The 18,404-nt window shown below is 33.2% G+C and carries 19 protein-coding genes; 10 read left to right on the top strand and 9 right to left on the bottom strand.

The window, feature by feature from the left end; all coding sequences use genetic code 11:
- Positions 1-147 precede the first annotated feature (147 nt).
- Both BUB42_RS01350 and BUB42_RS01345 read left to right on the top strand, forming a co-directional pair.
- Positions 148-918, top strand: a complete 771-nt coding sequence (locus BUB42_RS01350) for a carbonic anhydrase (RefSeq protein WP_211517666.1) — start codon at positions 148-150, stop codon at positions 916-918.
- A complete protein-coding gene (locus BUB42_RS01345; RefSeq protein ID WP_073016443.1) occupies positions 918-1,697 on the top strand; it encodes a DUF2490 domain-containing protein in 780 nt (259 codons plus the stop codon). Before BUB42_RS01350 ends, BUB42_RS01345 begins: the two co-directional genes overlap by 1 nt.
- A 169-nt stretch (positions 1,698-1,866) precedes the next feature.
- Here BUB42_RS01345 and BUB42_RS01340 read toward each other — a convergent pair whose 3' ends face one another.
- Positions 1,867-2,472, bottom strand: coding sequence for a thymidine kinase (locus BUB42_RS01340; RefSeq protein ID WP_073016431.1), 606 nt, complete (start codon positions 2,470-2,472; stop codon positions 1,867-1,869).
- 199 nt (positions 2,473-2,671) lie between these two features.
- Here BUB42_RS01340 and BUB42_RS01335 point away from each other — a divergent pair, with 199 nt between their 5' ends.
- The 8 genes from BUB42_RS01335 (at position 2,672) to BUB42_RS01300 (ending at position 10,999) form a co-directional block, all read left to right on the top strand.
- Positions 2,672-3,676, top strand: a complete 1,005-nt coding sequence (locus tag BUB42_RS01335) for a hypothetical protein (RefSeq protein WP_073016429.1) — start codon at positions 2,672-2,674, stop codon at positions 3,674-3,676.
- Between the two features lie 49 nt (positions 3,677-3,725).
- Positions 3,726-4,442: a 16S rRNA (cytidine(1402)-2'-O)-methyltransferase gene (gene rsmI, locus BUB42_RS01330; protein WP_073016428.1), complete on the top strand. Its 717-nt coding sequence runs from the start codon at positions 3,726-3,728 to the stop codon at positions 4,440-4,442.
- Positions 4,442-5,494 (top strand): flavin monoamine oxidase family protein, encoded by a 1,053-nt coding sequence (locus BUB42_RS01325; protein WP_073016426.1) that lies wholly within the window; start codon positions 4,442-4,444, stop codon positions 5,492-5,494. The genes rsmI and BUB42_RS01325 overlap by 1 nt, the downstream gene beginning before the upstream one ends.
- Positions 5,495-5,506: 12 nt before the next feature.
- On the top strand, positions 5,507-5,854 hold the full coding sequence (locus BUB42_RS01320; RefSeq protein ID WP_073016424.1) for a HopJ type III effector protein: 348 nt from the start codon (positions 5,507-5,509) through the stop codon (positions 5,852-5,854).
- A gap of 183 nt (positions 5,855-6,037) precedes the next feature.
- Entirely contained in the window at positions 6,038-7,228 is a 1,191-nt protein-coding gene (locus BUB42_RS01315; protein ID WP_073016422.1) for an ATP-binding protein, read from the top strand.
- 153 nt (positions 7,229-7,381) lie between these two features.
- Positions 7,382-9,070 carry a single-stranded-DNA-specific exonuclease RecJ gene (gene recJ, locus BUB42_RS01310; RefSeq protein WP_073016420.1) on the top strand — a complete coding sequence of 563 codons (1,689 nt, stop codon included), beginning with the start codon at positions 7,382-7,384 and terminating at the stop codon, positions 9,068-9,070.
- The gene (locus BUB42_RS01305) at positions 9,070-10,350 is read left to right on the top strand and encodes an MFS transporter (RefSeq protein WP_073016419.1); all 1,281 of its coding nucleotides are present in this window, start codon (positions 9,070-9,072) and stop codon (positions 10,348-10,350) included. Before recJ ends, BUB42_RS01305 begins: the two co-directional genes overlap by 1 nt.
- Positions 10,351-10,642: 292 nt before the next feature.
- Complete coding sequence (locus tag BUB42_RS01300) at positions 10,643-10,999, top strand: hypothetical protein (protein ID WP_073016417.1); 357 nt, start codon at positions 10,643-10,645, stop codon at positions 10,997-10,999.
- Here BUB42_RS01300 and BUB42_RS01295 read toward each other — a convergent pair.
- The 8 genes from BUB42_RS01295 to BUB42_RS01265 all read right to left on the bottom strand — a co-directional run bounded on the left by BUB42_RS01295 (position 10,996) and on the right by BUB42_RS01265 (position 18,361).
- Positions 10,996-11,754 (bottom strand): UDP-2,3-diacylglucosamine diphosphatase, encoded by a 759-nt coding sequence (locus BUB42_RS01295; RefSeq protein ID WP_073016415.1) that lies wholly within the window; start codon positions 11,752-11,754, stop codon positions 10,996-10,998. The genes BUB42_RS01300 and BUB42_RS01295 overlap by 4 nt on opposite strands.
- Positions 11,755-11,763: 9 nt before the next feature.
- Complete coding sequence (locus BUB42_RS01290) at positions 11,764-12,216, bottom strand: 6-pyruvoyl trahydropterin synthase family protein (protein ID WP_073016413.1); 453 nt, start codon at positions 12,214-12,216, stop codon at positions 11,764-11,766.
- Between the two features lie 34 nt (positions 12,217-12,250).
- Positions 12,251-12,421 carry a hypothetical protein gene (locus tag BUB42_RS16340; RefSeq protein ID WP_170857170.1) on the bottom strand — a complete coding sequence of 57 codons (171 nt, stop codon included), beginning with the start codon at positions 12,419-12,421 and terminating at the stop codon, positions 12,251-12,253.
- Between the two features lie 8 nt (positions 12,422-12,429).
- Positions 12,430-13,197, bottom strand: coding sequence for an enoyl-CoA hydratase/isomerase family protein (locus tag BUB42_RS01285; protein WP_073016411.1), 768 nt, complete (start codon positions 13,195-13,197; stop codon positions 12,430-12,432).
- Between the two features lie 312 nt (positions 13,198-13,509).
- Positions 13,510-14,385 carry a DUF2911 domain-containing protein gene (locus BUB42_RS01280; RefSeq protein ID WP_073016409.1) on the bottom strand — a complete coding sequence of 292 codons (876 nt, stop codon included), beginning with the start codon at positions 14,383-14,385 and terminating at the stop codon, positions 13,510-13,512.
- Between the two features lie 312 nt (positions 14,386-14,697).
- Positions 14,698-15,912: an efflux RND transporter periplasmic adaptor subunit gene (locus tag BUB42_RS01275; protein ID WP_073016398.1), complete on the bottom strand. Its 1,215-nt coding sequence runs from the start codon at positions 15,910-15,912 to the stop codon at positions 14,698-14,700.
- Between the two features lie 2 nt (positions 15,913-15,914).
- A complete protein-coding gene (locus tag BUB42_RS01270; protein ID WP_073016396.1) occupies positions 15,915-17,162 on the bottom strand; it encodes a heavy metal-binding domain-containing protein in 1,248 nt (415 codons plus the stop codon).
- 2 nt (positions 17,163-17,164) lie between these two features.
- Positions 17,165-18,361 (bottom strand): TolC family protein, encoded by a 1,197-nt coding sequence (locus tag BUB42_RS01265; protein WP_244533855.1) that lies wholly within the window; start codon positions 18,359-18,361, stop codon positions 17,165-17,167.
- Between the last annotated feature and the right edge of the window lie 43 nt (positions 18,362-18,404).

Raw genomic sequence — 18,404 nt, 5'->3', positions numbered from 1 at the left:
TGGCGACATTGATCTAAAATTGCACTCCATTTTTATAAAAATTGTAGAAAGTATAATTTTAAGTTAAAAATTAAATTTTAATAGTGTTACTATCGATTTTGCATATATTTACTATAAAATTAAAAAAACAATTTAAACACTAAAACTATGAAATACTTAATCTTGCCTTTGTTGTGCATTTTAGTTAGCAGTTCTGCGTTTTCACAAGATAAAAAAAAGAAATCGAAAACGGTGAAAACTGAAATCGTTGGTTCCGCAGAATGGAAAAAAGACCATTATGTAATTGATAGAGATTCAGCTTATGCTGATCCCAGGATTGCATTAAAAAAATTGATGGGCGGAAATAAACGTTTTGTTGAAGGAAAAAGCATTAAGCCTAGACAAAACACGGATATGATCAAAAAGCTTGAAAACGGTCAAGAGCCTTTTGCTACAATTGTGGGGTGCTCAGATTCTAGAGTGCCTAATGAAATGATCTTTGATCAAGGTTTAGGCGATTTATTTATCATAAGAACCGCGGGTCAAGTATCAGCTGCCGCATCTTATGGAAGTATGGAATTTGCGGTATTGAAATTAAAAACAAAACTCACTGTTGTATTAGGTCACACCGAATGTGGTGCTGTCGCTGCTGCTGTTGAAAGACCGGAAAATGTTCCAGGTCACATTGTAACTTTGATAAATGAGATTAAGCCAGCTGTGGCAAAATGTGCTCATTTACCCGGAAACTCCGTGAATAACGCTGTTCGTCAGAATGTTTTGGATCAAGTAGCTAATTTAAGAGATTTAGAGCCTATTTTACATAAAAAGTACGTCGATGGTGAAATCTTAATCGTAGGAGCAGTTTACGATATTCATACTGGAAAAGTAGAGTTTTTGCAAGAGACATTATTAAATCTTCCACAACTTAAAAAGTCTTAATGAAAAATAAAGTGACACTTTTAGCAATGTTTGCTTTGCTTACAGTTAACATTGCTTTTTCGCAAAATACTAGATTAGAAGATGCAAACCAAATAGGTTGGATTAACTATTTTGGAACTTTTAAGCTTGATTCTAAGTTTGGTATCCATACTGAATATCAATTGCGTAGGGATAATTACGTAACCGATAAACAACAAGGACTTTTGCGAGTAGGTTTAAATTATCAGGCCAATCCAAAATTGCAGCTTCGTTTAGGTTATGCCGCTATCGAAACCTACCCTTATGGTGACATTCCTATCAATGGAATGGGCAAGGATTTTACGGAACATCGTATTTATCAAATGGCAACCGTTTCCGATAAAATTTCTAATGTTGATATTAGTCATCGATTTATGTTAGAACAGCGATGGATAGGAAGGTATACTAGAGCTGAATTAACGACTGAAGATGACTTTCTGTTTTTAAATCGATTGCGTTACATGGTTCGTTTGCAGGTTCCGTTAAAAGGAAAATCAATACAAAGTAAAACGCCCTACGTTGCGCTGTATAATGAAATATTCATCGGATTTGGACCCAATGTGAACGAAAACATCTTTGATCAAAATCGATTAGGTGCTCTACTTGGCTATAAATTCAATGATACCTTTAGAATAGAAGGAGGGTTTTTGAACCAAATAGTTCAACTAGGAAGAGAGGTAAACAATAGAAATGTCTTTCAAAACAACAGTGGATTTATTATCAATTCAATCTTTAATTTTGATTTATCTAAAAAGAAATAGGATCATATTTAGCTTTTTTACAAAATCGAAAGGCAACTAATATCACGATAAATAAATTTGAAACTATAAAGCTGATTAGTTAATTTTATTCCAATCTTTAGATAAAACATTTTAATTTTAATGAGACCGAGCAATTTTATTAAGGAGTAATGAGCTGAAAAAATTAATATTATTTCAGTCCATTACTTTTTTTTTGCTCTTCTCTCATTGCATGATAATACGCAGCACGACTCAACGGCTCATATTCTTCAGTTTCACCCAGCATAACTAACTTATCATTGTCATTTTTTCGAAAACTATAATTGGCAAGATTTCCAGTGCGAGTGCATACCGCATGAACTTTAGTGACATACTCTGCGGTTGCCATTAATGCGGGCATTGGTCCAAAAGGATTTCCTTTAAAATCCATATCAAGTCCTGCAACAATTACCCTAATTCCTTGATTTGCAAGGTCATTACAAATTTTGATAATTTCGTCATCAAAAAATTGTGCCTCATCTATTCCCACGACATCACAACCTTGCGCTAAAATAGCAATATTAGCAGCAGCGGGAACTGGCGTGGAACGAATTTCATTTGCATCATGTGATACAACCATTGCTTCGTCATAACGCGTGTCAATGGCGGGTTTAAAAATTTCTACTTTCTGCTTGGCAAATTGTGCTCTTTTCAATCGACGAATTAATTCTTCGGTTTTACCCGAAAACATCGATCCGCAAATGACTTCGATCCAACCAAATTGCTCTTTGTGATTTACTGTATTTTCGAGAAACATTTTGTATTATTCTGGCTTAATAAATGAATAGTTTTTATTACTTTGTAAAGTACAAACCGACATAAAAAATTTATACTTTTGCGTCGTTTCAAAAGTATGACATTTTTATTGAAGGGCACTTCTTCTAGCAGCTAAAATAAATTTTCTAAAGACAAATATTGGAAAAGTTCCAGTAAATACAGACTATAATCTCAAAGTTATGAAAAAACAATTGGAAGCCGATTTAATCAGCATTGCACATCGAGTATTACAGCTAAAAAATAAATCAGACATCAATCAATTGTATTTAGAAACGCAAAAGTTATATGAAAAACTAGCTGTATTGCGATTTGTTGATCAGCATTTTAGCGAAACTAGACCAACTATTGGGCGCATAGAAATTGAAAAAGAAATTGAATCTATTTTCGATAAAAGTGAATCAATTCCTGAACAAGAGACCGTAGAAATAGTCGCTAAAGAAAAAATTGAAACAGCTTCTGTGAAAGAATTAACTTCTATTGACGAAAGAATAGAGCCAGTGAGCGAGGAAATTATATCAAATGAAATTTCAATAGAGGAAACTGACGAATTGGAAAGCGAAGCAAAAGTTGTTCTAGAAAATGCTAAAACAAGTCCGCAAAACACAAAAAATGTTGTAAAGGAAGAAGATACAAAAACAGTAAAAGATCTAGACAACGCAAATACAACTCCACTTATTCCAGCTTTTAAAACATCAGAAATTGGAGAGGATGAAAAAGAACCAGAAGTTGCAAAGAAAACTGAGGCGGTGCAAATATCTTTTGAAGATTTGTTAGGTGGAAATTACCATGATACTCTTTTTGTAAAGAAACAGCAGGTTGAAAATATCCCTACTGCGGTTGTAATTGAAACGCCAAAGGTGGAGGAAAAGATTAAAAAGCAAAATGAAGATTTTGCTGTAACAGACATAGTTGAGGATTCTGATGCGAAGAAAGTTTCATTAAATGATAAATTATCAAAAGGTCTAAATATTGATTTAAATGATAGATTGGCTTTTATAAAACATCTATTTGGTAATAATAGTGAAGATTATAATCGAGTTGTAAATCAGTTAATAACATTCAATACCTTTTATGAGACGCGGGATTTTGTTCAAGAAATGGTAAAGCCAGATTACAATAACTGGGAAGGAAAACAAGAATATGAAGATCGGTTTATGAATATTATAGAGAAGAAATTCCTATAAACTCCTCGCAACAAATGCATTTCGTAATTGCAATTAATTATTTCTATTTATGTCAAAATTATATATTGTTCCTACACCTATTGGCAATCTTGAAGACATGACTTTTCGAGCCATTCGGATTCTAAAAGAAGTAGACTTAATTCTAGCTGAGGACACTCGCACTAGCGGGAAACTTTTAAAACATTATGAAATTGGCACTCACATGTACAGTCATCACATGCATAATGAACACAAAACGATAGAAAATTTAATCTCCCGATTAAAAGCCGGTGAAAACATAGCATTAATATCTGATGCAGGAACTCCGGCAATTTCAGATCCAGGTTTTTTATTGACTAGAGCATGCGTTGAAAATGGTGTTGAAGTTGAGTGTTTACCTGGCGCAACTGCTTTTGTTCCAGCATTGGTCAATAGTGGTTTGCCAAATGATAAATTCGTTTTTGAAGGATTTTTACCTGATAAAAAAGGAAAACAAACTCGTTATTTGGCTTTAGCCGAAGAAACTCGGACAATGATTTTATACGTTTCTCCTCATAAATTAGTAAAAACTTTAACTGAATTTATTACTTATTTTGGCGAAGATCGTCAAATTTGTGTTTCAAGGGAATTGTCAAAACTGCATGAAGAAAATGTTCGTGGAACGGTTCGAGAAGTGCTTACCCATTTTGAAAAAACTGCTCCAAGAGGAGAAATTGTTGTGGTTGTTGGCGGAAAACCTATTACAAAAGAACCTAAGAAATCTAAATTTTCACCAGAAGAAATATAATGAATTCCAACAAGATCATAATCATTGGTGCTGGTTTGTCAGGATTAATGACTGCTTATTTATTAAAGAAAAAAGGACTTGAGTTTGTAATTCTAGAAGCTGATGCTCGCATAGGCGGCCGTATAGAAACAGTTATTGGGACAAGCGGATCAACAATGGAAATGGGCGCAACTTGGTTTAGTAATCCGCACCAGCATTTAATGGATTTATTATCTGAATTAAATATTTCGTATTTCAAGCAACATACTCAAGGAATTTCACTATTTGAAACTATGTCATTTGTGCCTCCGCAAAAATTCGAAATCTCAGATGCAGAGGAGTCTTCGTATCGAATTGAAGGTGGAACATCTACGTTGGTCGAAAAATTAGTTGATGAGGTGGGTCTTGAAAATATAAAAACTAAAACTAAAGTGATCGCTATTAAAGAGGTTGATAACTATTTAGAAGTCACAGATTTTAACGGAGCGAAATATTCAAGTGCGAAAGTAATTAGTACTTTACCGCCCCATTTATTAATGAAAACGATCGCATTTGAACCACCGTTGTCAAATTCCATTCAAAATCTTGCCAAGAAAACTCATACTTGGATGGGTGAATCAATAAAATTTGCCGTGGAATATGATAGACCGTTTTGGCGCGACCAGAATTATTCAGGTACACTGTTCAGTCAAGCTAGTATTATTCAGGAAATGTATGATCACAGTAATAATGATAATAGCGGCTTTGCATTAAAGGGATTTTTAAACGGAGGAACTTTTACATTAACTCACGAGGAAAGAAAAGAAAAAGTACTACTTCAATTAACTAAACTCTATGGCATTGAAGCAGGTGATTATATAGCTTATCATGAAAAAGTATGGCGTGAAGAACCTCTGACTTTTTTACCTTACGATCAATTAGTTTTAGGACATGAGAACAATGGTCATCCCGACTATCAAAAACCATTGTTCAATAATAAATTATTTATTTCGGGTTCAGAAACTGCATCTAAAAATCCTGGATATATGGAAGGAGCAATAGTTGCAGCAAAAAATATTGCCACTCAATTTTAATAAGCTAACGATATGAATGTAAGTACTTTTTTAGATAAATTAAATCAAACTCCAGACCAGATAACTTTTGCAGAAACCATTGCGGTCATTGAAGAAAATTATAATTTTAGTCCAACAGCATTTGAGAACGGTGTACAGCACAATACAAAAGAGCAGAATTTAGGATCATGCAAAATATTTGCTTTTGCTGAAATTCATTATTTATCTGTAGAGGCCACATTAGCTTGCTATGGGGATTACTACCGTGAAGATGTTTTAAAAAATCCCAACGGAATGGATCATCAAAACATTAGAAACTTCATCAAATCGGGCTGGGACGGAATTGCTTTTTATGGTAGTGCATTGGAACTAAAGGCTTAAAATTGGTTTTTTAAAATAAAGTAATTACCTAAAAACGTTATTTTAAGATAACAATATTTGACAAAATTGTTATCTTAAAATAACAATATTTAATAAAACTGTTATCTGAAAATAACAATATATTTTAAAATTGTTATCTACACATAACAATAATTTGTATATTTGTTATTTAAAAATAACAAAATGGAAAATCTATTAGTAGAATTTCAGCAAAAAATAGCCCGCACTTCGTTAGATTTTCAAAGGTATTTAATAGATGAAATTGACTGGCATAATCAATTAATTGCCATACGAGGCGCTAGAGGCTCGGGCAAGACCACGATGTTGTTACAATACATTAAGAAAAATCTAGACTTAAAAACGAGCTTATTTGTAAGTTTAGATCATTTATACTTCATTGATAAAACTTTGATAAGTTTGGCTAAGGATTTCTCTAAAATAGGTGGAACTCATTTATTATTAGATGAAGTTCATAAATATCCCAACTGGTCGAGAGAAGTAAAATTGATTTACGATGATGTTCCTGAACTCAAAGTAATATTTACTTCGTCATCGATGCTGGAAATTTACAAATCCGAATCTGATTTAAGTAGGCGAGCCGTTAGCTATGATTTGAAAGAAATGTCATTTAGAGAATTTATAGTTTTTGAAACTGGACTAGATTTAAAATCGCATACATTAGAGGATTTATTAGAAAATCATACTGAAATAGCACAATCTCTTTTAACGCAAATTAAACCTATTCCGTTATTTTTAAAATATTTAGAGTTTGGTGCCTATCCGTATTACAAAGAAAACATCAAATTATACCATCAAAAATTATTAAACACCATTAACTTAATCATCGAAATTGACATCAATGCAGTGGATCACATCAGTTACGATTTAATTGTAAAGCTTAAAAAACTTTTATTTGCTATTGCTACGAGCGCCCCTTTTACGCCAAATATCACTAAATTAAGCGAAAGAATAGGCGCTTCAAGAGCAGTGTTAATTCAAGCTATAAAACAGCTAGAAAGAGCAGGATTAGTGAATGAGGTATACCGACCAACAAAAGGGATTGGTGTGCTCACAAAACCTGAAAAGTTGTTTTTAAATAATACGAATTTAATGTATGCTCTAGCAAAAAGCAGCACTAATGTAGGTAATTTGAGAGAAACTTTTTTTGTAAATCAATTTAAGAATCTTGCTGTTATTCACTTGGCCGATCAAGGTGATTTTCTAGTAAATGAAAAGTACACTTTCGAAATTGGTGGAAAAAACAAAACACAAGCACAAATTCACAACGTCAAAAATAGTTATCTTGCTAAGGATAATATTGAAATTGGAATTAATAATATTATCCCAGTTTGGCTTTTTGGTTTTATGTATTAATCAGAATGAAATTTTCAAGTTTTGATTAAACTAAACTTATCCTACAAGGTTTTAATAATCTTGTAGGTATAAATTAAAACCTAAAATTATAACAAGCTTAGAAGGAAGTGAAAGTCGTTTTTAGTTTTTTTACTATCATTATAATTTAAAAATATGCGTTGGACTATTAAAGCTAAGCCTACTGAGGCCAAGATTAAACATTTGGCGCAAGCGTTGAACGTCGAAAATTTTGTAGCCACTTTATTAATTCAGCGTGGGATCGAAACTTTTGAAGAAGCTAAGAATTTTTTTCGTCCCTCGTTAGATCATTTGCACGATCCCTACTTGATGAAAGATATGGACAAAGCAGTTGAAAGAATTGAAAAAGCAATTAATAATCAGGAGCGCATTCTGGTTTTTGGTGATTATGACGTTGATGGTACAACGGCGGTTTCACTTGTTTCTTCTTATCTAAAAAGTTATTATCCTGATGTTGCAACCTATATTCCTGATCGATACAACGAGGGTTACGGTATTTCATTGCTAGGAATAGACTTTGCTGATGATAACGGATTTTCATTAATAATAGCACTAGATTGCGGTATAAAATCTATTGATCACGTTGCTTACGCCAAAGAGCGAAATATCGATTTCATCATTTGTGATCACCACAGACCAGGGACATTTCTTCCTGAGGCTGTTGCAGTTCTTGATCCAAAAAGAGACGATTGTAGTTATCCGTATGATGAATTATGTGGCTGCGGAATAGGGTTCAAATTGATTCAAGCTTTAGCCATAAATCGGGATCAAACTACTGATGATTTAGTTCCCTATTTAGATTTAGTCGCAACTGCGATTGCTGCTGATATTGTTCCAATGACAGGAGAAAACCGTGTGCTAGCACATTTTGGTTTACACGTTATAAACAGCGATCCAAGGCCAGGAATCAAAGCATTGATTTTTCAAATAAAAAAGAAAATTTTAGATATTACTGATGTTGTTTTTATCATTGCACCCCGAATTAATGCAGCAGGACGTATCAAACATGGTAATCATGCTGTTGAATTATTAACCGAATTTGATTTTGACCAAGCGCAACAATTTGCTACTGAAATTGAAGCTTATAATTCAGAAAGGAAGGATTTAGATAAAGTAATTACTCAAGAAGCTTTACAGCAAATTGAGCAAAATAACGAAAAAGAAAGATTTACGTCAGTCGTTTTTCAGGAAAACTGGCATAAAGGCGTTATTGGAATTGTCGCTTCTCGATTGATTGAAACGTATTATCGTCCCACGCTCGTTTTTACAAAAAGTGGTGACAAGTATGCTGCTTCTGCTCGTTCCGTAAAAGGCTTTGATGTGTATAATGCTCTTGAAGCGTGCGCTGAGCATTTAGAGCAGTTTGGTGGTCACATGTATGCAGCTGGAATGACTTTAAAGGAAGAAAATTACTTGTTATTTAAAGAAGCCTTTGAAAAAGAAGTCGAAAAAACTATCCATCCTGAAATGCTAATTCCCGAAATTGCTATTGATGCCGAGATTAATTTTAATGACATTACTCCAAAATTAATCCGGATTTTAAAACAATTTGAACCTTTTGGTCCAATGAATATGACGCCTATTTTTTTGACAGCGGAAGTAAAAGATACAGGTTACGGCAAACCGATGGGAAAAGAAAACGAACATATAAAACTTTTTGTAAAACAAAATGGTAGCGAAGGAATTCCAGCTATTGGTTTTGGGCTAGGAGATAAATATGATTTAACTGCCAATCAAAAATCATTTCAAATGGCATATTGCATTGACGAAAATGAATGGAACGGACAAACTTCTATTCAACTACGACTGAAAAGTATTAAATAATGAGTATTTTAAAAGTAAAAAAAAACGATCCTTATTCAGCTCTTCGGTACAAAGAATTCAATATTTTTCTATTACTGCGTTTTGCAATGGTTTTTGGTTGGTCAATGCAATTTATTGTTATCGAGTGGGAAGTATATAGTTTAACAAAAAATCCGTTGTCGTTAGGAATCATTGGATTGATGGAAGTTATTCCCGCAGTTTCAATGGCATTATTTGCTGGACATGTCGTGGATCAAAAAGAGAAAAAAGGCTTACTATTTAAATGTATTTTGGGTTTCTCAGTGATAAGTTTAGGTTTGTTTTTATTCACCTGGCCTCCTTTTATCAAGGATTTTTCTAAAAATACTATTCTCTATTCCATTTACTTTTTTGTGTTTTTAGGAGGATTAGTTCGAGCTTTTCTTGGGCCAACTATATTTTCGCTGTTGGCGCTGATTGTTCCAAAAAAAATATATCCTAATGCTGCCACTTGGAGTAGTTCCGTTTGGCAAATAAGTTCTGTTTTAGGTCCAGCAGCTGCAGGTTTTTCTATCAATTGGATTGGGGTTCACTGGTCAATGTCCATCGTTTTATTTTGTTCTTTTCTAGCGTTAATGGCATTAACTCAAATTGAAACTAAGCCTATTATGAATCCCAAAATTGGTGAACCAATAATGGAAAGTTTGAAAGAAGGGGTGAAATTTGTCTTTAATAATAAAACCATATTAGGGGCTTTATCGCTTGATATGATAGCAGTGCTTTTTGGTGGAGCCGTTGCTTTGCTGCCTATTTTTGCACAGGACATTCTAAAAGTAGGACCTGAGGGATTTGGTGTTTTACGTGCGGCACCGGCTGTTGGCGCTTTTTTGATGCTCATTGTTTCTGCATATATTCCTTTTACTAAAAATGCGGGTATGAAATTATTAGCAGCAATTTTTGCCTTTGGAATTTGTATTATTGTTTTCGGACTTTCATCTATTTTCTGGTTATCTGTTGCAGCATTATTTTTTAGTGGCGTTTTCGACGGAATTTCGGTGGTGATTCGCCAAACTATTTTGCAGCTTAAAACTCCTGATCACATGCGCGGCCGAGTTGCTGCTGTAAATTCGATTTTTGTTGGTTCCTCTAATGAACTTGGTGCTTTTGAAAGTGGAGTGACCGCTAAATTGATGGGAACGGTAAGCGCTGTTGTTTTTGGCGGAAGCATGACATTAATTACGGTAATTATTACTGGAGTTGTGTCGCCAACCTTTAGAAAATTAGACTTGCAAAAAGATGTTGAAGAACACGAAAAAAGTTGAGCGAATACTAAGAAAATCAATTATACTCTGTAAAAATTAAACAATTGTCTTTGGACAAACTAAAAATTAATAAATCTTGTGTGTCAGAAATTATTATTTCCCAATATCCAGATTTCTCATAATTATCGTCAATTGTTTTGATTAATATGTATTTGATATTAGAATTTTTTTTTCACAACCAAATAAACTTACAATTGGTAAAAATATTTTGTTTTGTCATTCAATTCAATCTTCATCATTTTTATTTAGAATAATTATAAATAATATTTATCTTTGTGTCAAACATTTTCACATGGATGCAATAAAACAGATATACTACAATGATTTTGGAACTTCATTTTATTGGAGAAAACATAACGAGATCATACTTGACAAAGTACAACTCATTTTTAGAGAAACTGGTTTCTATTTTAGCACTGAGGAATTAAAACAATTTAACAATTGCATAAAAGAGTGTTTTTCTTTAAATACGAATTGTGAAGATTGTACTTTAAAAAATTACTGCCATAAATTTTTATTGAAAACGCCTTGTTCTCAAGTTGATTTAGCGGTTACAAGGGAAGAATTAAATAAAGTCAAAGATCTTGTGGAAGGAACTTTATTCAAAATAGCTTTAAATGATTATTTGTATGGCGAAGGCATGAATTAGTTTTGGAATTTTTTAATTTCAAAATTTTCTCCATCAAAAACACCGTAAGTAAAATACGTGATCCAGTCGCCGAGATTTACATATTCAGCATTTTCTGCAACAGTGACTTTCATTGGTAAATGTCGGTGTCCAAAAATAAGATAATTGTAATGCTTTGTTTCTAGTTTTCTTTTGGAATATAAAATCAGCCATTCGTTGTCTTCTCCGAGAAAAATAACATCGTCATCACCAGAAATTAACTTGTTCTTTACTGATAAATACTGTGCGATGCGAACGCCAATATCAGGATGTATCCATTTAAAAAGCCATTGAAAAAACGGATTTGTAAACACCTTTTTCATCCGTTTGTAACCTAAATCGTCTGGACCTTTTCCATCTCCGTGACCGATGAGAAAAGTTTTATCAGCAAAAGTGTATTCTTGATTATCATGAAAAACAGGAATATTTAATTCTTTTTGGAAATAATCATCCATCCATAAATCGTGATTTCCCACAAAAAAATAGATTGGTATTCCACTATCTCGTATTTCTGCTAATTTTCCCAAAATTCGAACAAAACCTTTTGGTACTACAGTTTTATATTCGAACCAAAAATCAAATAAATCACCTAGTAAAAATATTGCTTCCGCATCTTTTTTTACTTCGTCTAACCAAGCGACAAATTTTTGTTCTCTCGGAAAACTTAGTTCAGGCGAAGGTGCCCCAAAATGTTGATCTGAAGCGAAATATACTTTCTTGTTATTAGGTAATTGCATGAAACAGATTTATGAATTATCACTAGCAAACCATTCTGCAAACGAAGATTCGGTTTCTTGTAATTTTAGCGAAAAAAGAGTGATTCCTTCTGGTAATCTTCTGCTAATTCTTGTAGAAAAATCTACTACCATATTTTCACTCGTTGGTTGGTAATCTACTAAAATAACGTGATGCCCGCGGTTAATCAATTCATGTGCCAGCTCCACGTGAGGAGTGGTTCCATTAAAAACGGTCGCGTGATCAAATTGATCGACAACTTCCTCTTTTACGATATGTTTTAAATCAGTAAAATCAATTACCATCCCAAATTTGACATTAGAGCGATCCGTAATTGGTGTTCCTATAACGGTTACAGACAATTTATAACTATGCCCATGAACATTTTTACATTTTCCATCGTAGCCATATAAGGCGTGTCCGGTTTCGAAACTAAATTGTTTTGTAATTCTGATATTACTCATTAGAATTTTATTTTGATGCAAATTTAGTGAATAATTAAAGTTCTTTGTCTCTTTTTTTTGCACTTGTGTACATCCAGTAGGCTAACAAAATTAAAATTACAAAAGGAATAAATGATCCAATGAGCACACCAATCTGGTAGTTGCTATCAGTGGCATTTTTTAATTTTTCTTCGATATTTACTTTTTGAACAAGTGAAAAAATCATAATTGTAATTATTTTTTGAATTGCAGTAATGCATTTTTAGTAAAATCAGAAAGGACTAGTTTTCCCGAAATTGCGGCACGATCTATTAAAAGTGTGTCCCAATTTTCAGTTCCCTCCCAAAAAACTTTTTTCATTTCAGTTAAAGCTTCAGGATTGTAGCTTGATAATTTTCTGCTGAAATCTGTAATTGCAAGATCAAGTTCTTGAACTGTTTCAAATGTATTTGCATATAAACCTTTGGCGAAAGCCCAATCAGCCGATTTCCACTCTTGTGCTGCCAATGTCATTTCGCTCATTGCGGTTTTCCCAATTTTTCTAGAAACAGCGGGTTCAATAACAAAGGGACCAATTCCTATTGCTAACTCTGATAATTTTATGGAAGCATCTCTAGTTGCTAATGTATAATCACAAGCACATGCAATTCCCACTCCGCCACCAACTGCTTTTCCGTGAATGCGTCCAATGATGAGTTTGGAGCAAGTTCGCATTGCATTAACTAAGTTTGCAAATCCAGAGAAAAAGGCAGTGCCTTCGACTTGATTAGTAACTGCTAAAAGCTCTTCAAACGAGGCACCAGCACAAAAAGCACCTGTTCCTTCACTTTGAATTACAATAACTGAAATGGAGTTTTCAACACTCAACTTTTTAAATTCAGCTGTAAGTTTGTCCAATAATTCTCTTGGAAAAGAGTTACTAGCAGGATGACCAAATGTAATGGTTGCAATTTTATTTTCGATGGTTGTTGAGAGAGTACCATTTAAACTTTCTAATGACATAGTTGGAATTTTGCTGTAAAGTTAGAAATATAAAGAGGAATGAGCGATTTTTTGAAATAATATGAATCTGGTTTATTTCTGAACAAATCATTCTCTACAACAATCGTCAACTTGCAGAAACAGATTTACATTCACATTTTTTTTATTTTATAATACCAATATTGCACTTCTGTAATTACTAATTTAAAAGTTAAAGTAACATCATTTAAGTGAGCTCATAATTATGGGTTTTTACAAATGCGCAACTCAGTAGAAAAAATTTCTCTCCTAAAACTTTAAATTAAGTAAAAAATCAATAAAAGAATTCCTCTTTTATTGAACATCTTTTAGTGCTAATTCCCATTCTTTTATTTTTACTTTTAATTTTTCAGCGCCTCTCATTTTTGTGCGTTCCGCGATTTCTATAGCTTTTTTTGCCGCATTAATGGCATTGCGATAATCTTTTAGGTCTGCTGCTAATTTTTGTCTCAGATTTGGATAATAAAAATTATCGGTATCCAATTTTTCAGCTTCTAAAAGCCAGCTTATTGCTTGTTTAGAATCTCTCTTAGTAATCGAATAATAATTTGCTGCCTGAAACAATAACATTGGGTCCTGGCTTGTTTTTTTAATTAAGTTGGTATCTATTAATGCCATGGTATTTGCATCCGCTTTGCTTTTTACTGGAATCTTAATCATGGTATTCTCCCACAGTATTTTTAGAAAACCTTCTCCTTTACTATTAATATCATTTATTTCGATTGTGAACGTTTCGTAAAAATTTTGAATTTGTGCAATTGGAACTTTGAAACGAAAAACATCTTTTTTTTCATCATAACCATTCTCGCCATGCAATGAAGTATCCGTATTCACAATTATTGTCCATTCATTTTTTGATGGAATGGTAAATATGGAATAACTTCCTGTTTTTAAAGTAGTATCTCCAAAAATAATATCCTCATCAGTAGTGAATGTAGTACAATCACTGGCACCGGTTCGCCAAAGCTTATCAAATGGGACTAATTCACCAAATATTTTTCGGTCTCGAACCAGAGGCCTGCTATATGCAATTTTAATAGTTGCACTACCCAATTCCTGTTGTAATGAGGCTGATGGACTTGTTGAAGTCAGTTTTATTTCAATTTTTTCCTGAGCAGAAACTGCTGCTATTTTATAAATTAAGAAGCTTAATAGAATTATTTTTTTCATTTTTTACAAGTATTATTATTATTTAAAGTTTGAAATTTATTAGAGCCATTGCTTTTAAAATGGCTGACACGGAACATAATGACATTGACACTGCGGTAATCGGCTACAGCAAAACTCTAAAATCGGATATAAATACCTATGGCAATTAAAATATTTTTGTAGGTTTTTTATAATTCGACATTTAAAGTTTTTGTGAGTTGATAATATAATCTTCAATTTTTATAAGATTTCTAAATTCTTATAATTTGTAATATGATAAAATTCAGATGTCCAGCTCAACTATTTTTAATTTTCAATGGAAAACATAAAATATCACATTTTCATTCCCTCCATGGGATCGCTTCCTTTACGGAATTTATATTCGCTGTTTATGGCATACGCTCCGGTGACAACTACTTTTTTTGATGGGTCAATATCAGATGTTATTTCGATCATTCCATTATTTTCCAAACCTGTTTCTACCATTAGATTTTCAAAAATACCATGACTTTTTTCAACCCAAATATAGGATGCGTTTTCATCTCTAATAACAGCATCAATAGGTATAAACAATCCCTTTAAATTGGACTGTGTTAATTTGGCAATTCCCTGCATTCCAGGTTTTAATATTAGTTTTTGATTGGGTATTTCCATTCGAATTAAAAGCAATCTGCTATCTGGATTTATTTCGGGATTTATAAATGAAATTTTTGCATTTATAATTGTCTCAGGATAATCTGTAAAGCTTACTTTGGCATATTGACCAATGCTTATTCTTTTTGCATAGTTTACATTTACTTGGGTTTCCAGCCAAAGACTATTTAAATCAGCCAATTTAATTACAGCAGCACCTTCCATGATGTAACTGCCTTCTGTGGCTGTTATTTCGGAAATATACCCATTATACATGCTATAAAAAGTCGTGTAAGGAGAAACATCATTGGTTGCTTTTATGTTTTCAATTTGTCTGTTGGTCAAGCCAAAAAATAAAAGCTTTTGTTTGGCTGCATTGAGCATGTTTTTAGCATTTTTTCCAAAATCACCGGGCATTGTCAGTTGTTTATAAGCCATAAAATAATCTTGTTTGGCTATAGCAATATCTTCGCTGTATAATTGATAAACGGCTTCATTTTTTTTAATATAATCCCCGGCAGTTTTAAAGTATAACTTTTCAATCCTTCCCATTGCGCGTGCTGAAATGGTTCTGATTTTTTCCTGATTAATCGAAAGAACCCCAGTAAACGATTGTTCCAAACTGCTATTTGTTGCCAAAATAGTTTGGGTGGTAATATTACCAAGTTTAATTTGCTGGTCACTCAAAGCTATTTCATTAGCCGCCGAATCGTCATTTTTCACTGGGGTTAATTCCATGTGACAAATGGGGCATTTCCCGGGTTTATCCTCCTTTATTTGTGGATCCATAGAACAAGTATAAAAAACACTTTCTTTAGGTTGACCCTTGCTATTATCCTCGTTGTTTTTAGTATTGCAGGCTATAAATGCAGTGAATAGTAAAAACAGAAAACTAATCTTTTTTAACTTTTGCATAATTATTCTGTTTTAATAAAGCTTTCGCTGTCAATTAAATATTGTGCATTTTTAGCAATTGTATCTTGAACGGAAATCCCATCGATAATTTGGATAAAACCATTGATTTCAATTCCCATTTTAATTTCTTTTACTTTGAATCCGTTATTCATTTTCAGAAAAACTATTTTTTTATTGCCAATACTTACCATCGCTTCTTTTTCTACCCAAATCCCTTGAATCGGATTTGTTTCGATAACACCTTGCAGCCGCAAACCAATCGGTAATTTTAAAATATTATTATTTAAATAAATTCTTATTCGATTGCTTTTATCAGCTTGATTGAATTGTGTTTCAATAAAATTCACCTTAGCATCAATAAAATCTTTTTCATCTAATTCCGAGGAAATGCGAATGGATTGATTCTTTTTAATCAAGCTGCTATAACCTTGTAAAACATTAAAAATACCCCACACTTTATCGGTATTGAATAATCTAAAAACAACCTCATTTTTTGTAACATAATCTCCTTCTTTTACGGTTAAGTTTTCGGTGACAACATTGGCATTTTGCATCGGGACCGTTGCGCCGTTCGTCATACTTTCCGTTCCTTGAACAATTCCGTTCGCAGGACTATAAATGGAAATAATAGGGTTTACTCTTTTGGCTGTCGCCAATGCGTTTATTTGATTACGTGTCATTCCGTAAAGAAATAATTTTTGTTTTGCCGCTTTGATAATTGATGTATTTTGAGCGTCATTTATAATCAGATAAATGAAATTTTGTTGTTCCGTTAACAGTTCAGGGCTGTACAAATCAAACAGTTTTTGTCCTTTGTTAACTCTTTGGTATTTATAATTGACATACATTTTTTCTATCCTGCCACTGATCCTTGTTGCAATATTTACTGCCGCATTTGGATCATAGGCCACAAGACCTGGTAAAGTTATTTCACTACTGATGGTTGTGTCTTTTGGCTTTGTAGTTTGATAATTCCCAACTATAAAATTATCCGTAGGTTGCAATAAATCCTCAATTGATGTACTGTCCACATTTTGATTCTCATTTACTTTTTTTACCAAGGTCATTCCACAAATAGGGCAATTTCCTGGTTTATCCCGAATAATTTCGGGATGCATGGAGCAAGTATACACTTCTTTTTCATGTGAACTTTCAGTGTGATTATCCGGTTTTATGGCAAAGAAATAGATTGTAAATCCAATAATTGAAATGACTAATACCACTAAACCATATTTCAAATATTTATTCATAACTATTTTTTTTCCAATTGTTTATCTATCTCAACTTGTATATTCAAAATCGTTTGTAATTTATCCAGCGCCTCGATTTGCGCCATGTTCAAAGCCTCCCAGGCATCTAGAACTACAAATAAATCTCCCGTGTTATTTTGCCACGCTAAAATTGCAGTATCATAATTTCTTCGCAAGGCTGGGATAATACTTTTTTCGGCAATTTCATATTGTTTTTTTACGTTTACCAACTCAGTATTCATCCCTGAAATCATTCCTGTAGCTTCATTCAAAATCATTTGTTTTTGCCAATTGAGACTTTCGTTTTTTATCTGAAAACTATCGATGTTGGCTGTATTCATTCTAGTTGACCAAGGCATTGGTATATTTATCATTCCCATTAAAGTGAATTGTTGCGGTTGTTGTCCAAAGGCAAACATGTGTTCATATCTAACTCCGAATTCGGGTAAGAATTTTGTCCTTTCGGCTTTTATTTTTAATTGATTTACGGCAATTGTTTTTTCGATGGCTCTTAGGTCGCTTCGATTTTCAGAAAGTGATGTGGTATCTGATCCCATCGGATCGAAATCAATTATTTTATAGATTGCATCGATCTCAAAAGCGGTATTTTTATCTCTTGCCATCAAGGTATTTAGCATTATCCGTTTTTGAGATATATCATTTTCGAGCATTACTATCATACTTTGCGATTTGCTGTATTGTGATTTTGCTTTGTAATATGTGGATAATTTATCCATATTGTACTGATACCTTATTTCCATACTTTTAATCATATAGTCCAAAAGCAATAGATTATTATTGGAAATTTTGATCTTTTTATCAATTACGATCCACTGGTAATAATTGGTTTTTGCCACAGCATTCAATTGATTAATAGTGTAGTTTTTGTTTTCGGCTTCCACAGAAGACATCGCATTCATGTAATCAAAATCGGCTTTTAGTTTTGAAGCATTTGGAATCATTTGAGTAACGCCTAACATATAGCTCCCCATGCCGGGTCCCATTGCGTCTGCTTGCCACAATTTTGGGTTGTAAGGAGTCATGAAGAAACCAGTACCCACCTGCGGTGGCATCCAACTTTTAGCGCCTTTTGCGGCTGCATCCATGCTTTGAATATCAGCATCGTACATTTTTAATTGAGGGTTATTTGTTTTTATTTTAGCCAAAACAGTATCTAATGATAGCGTTTGTGATATCATAACAGTCACATTTAGAACCAAACAACTCAGAACGAGAAAATAT

It is taken from the genome of Flavobacterium micromati (assembly GCF_900129585.1).
In the GTDB taxonomy this organism is placed as follows: domain Bacteria; phylum Bacteroidota; class Bacteroidia; order Flavobacteriales; family Flavobacteriaceae; genus Flavobacterium; species Flavobacterium micromati.
This window is presented reverse-complemented; position numbering and strand designations above follow the sequence as displayed.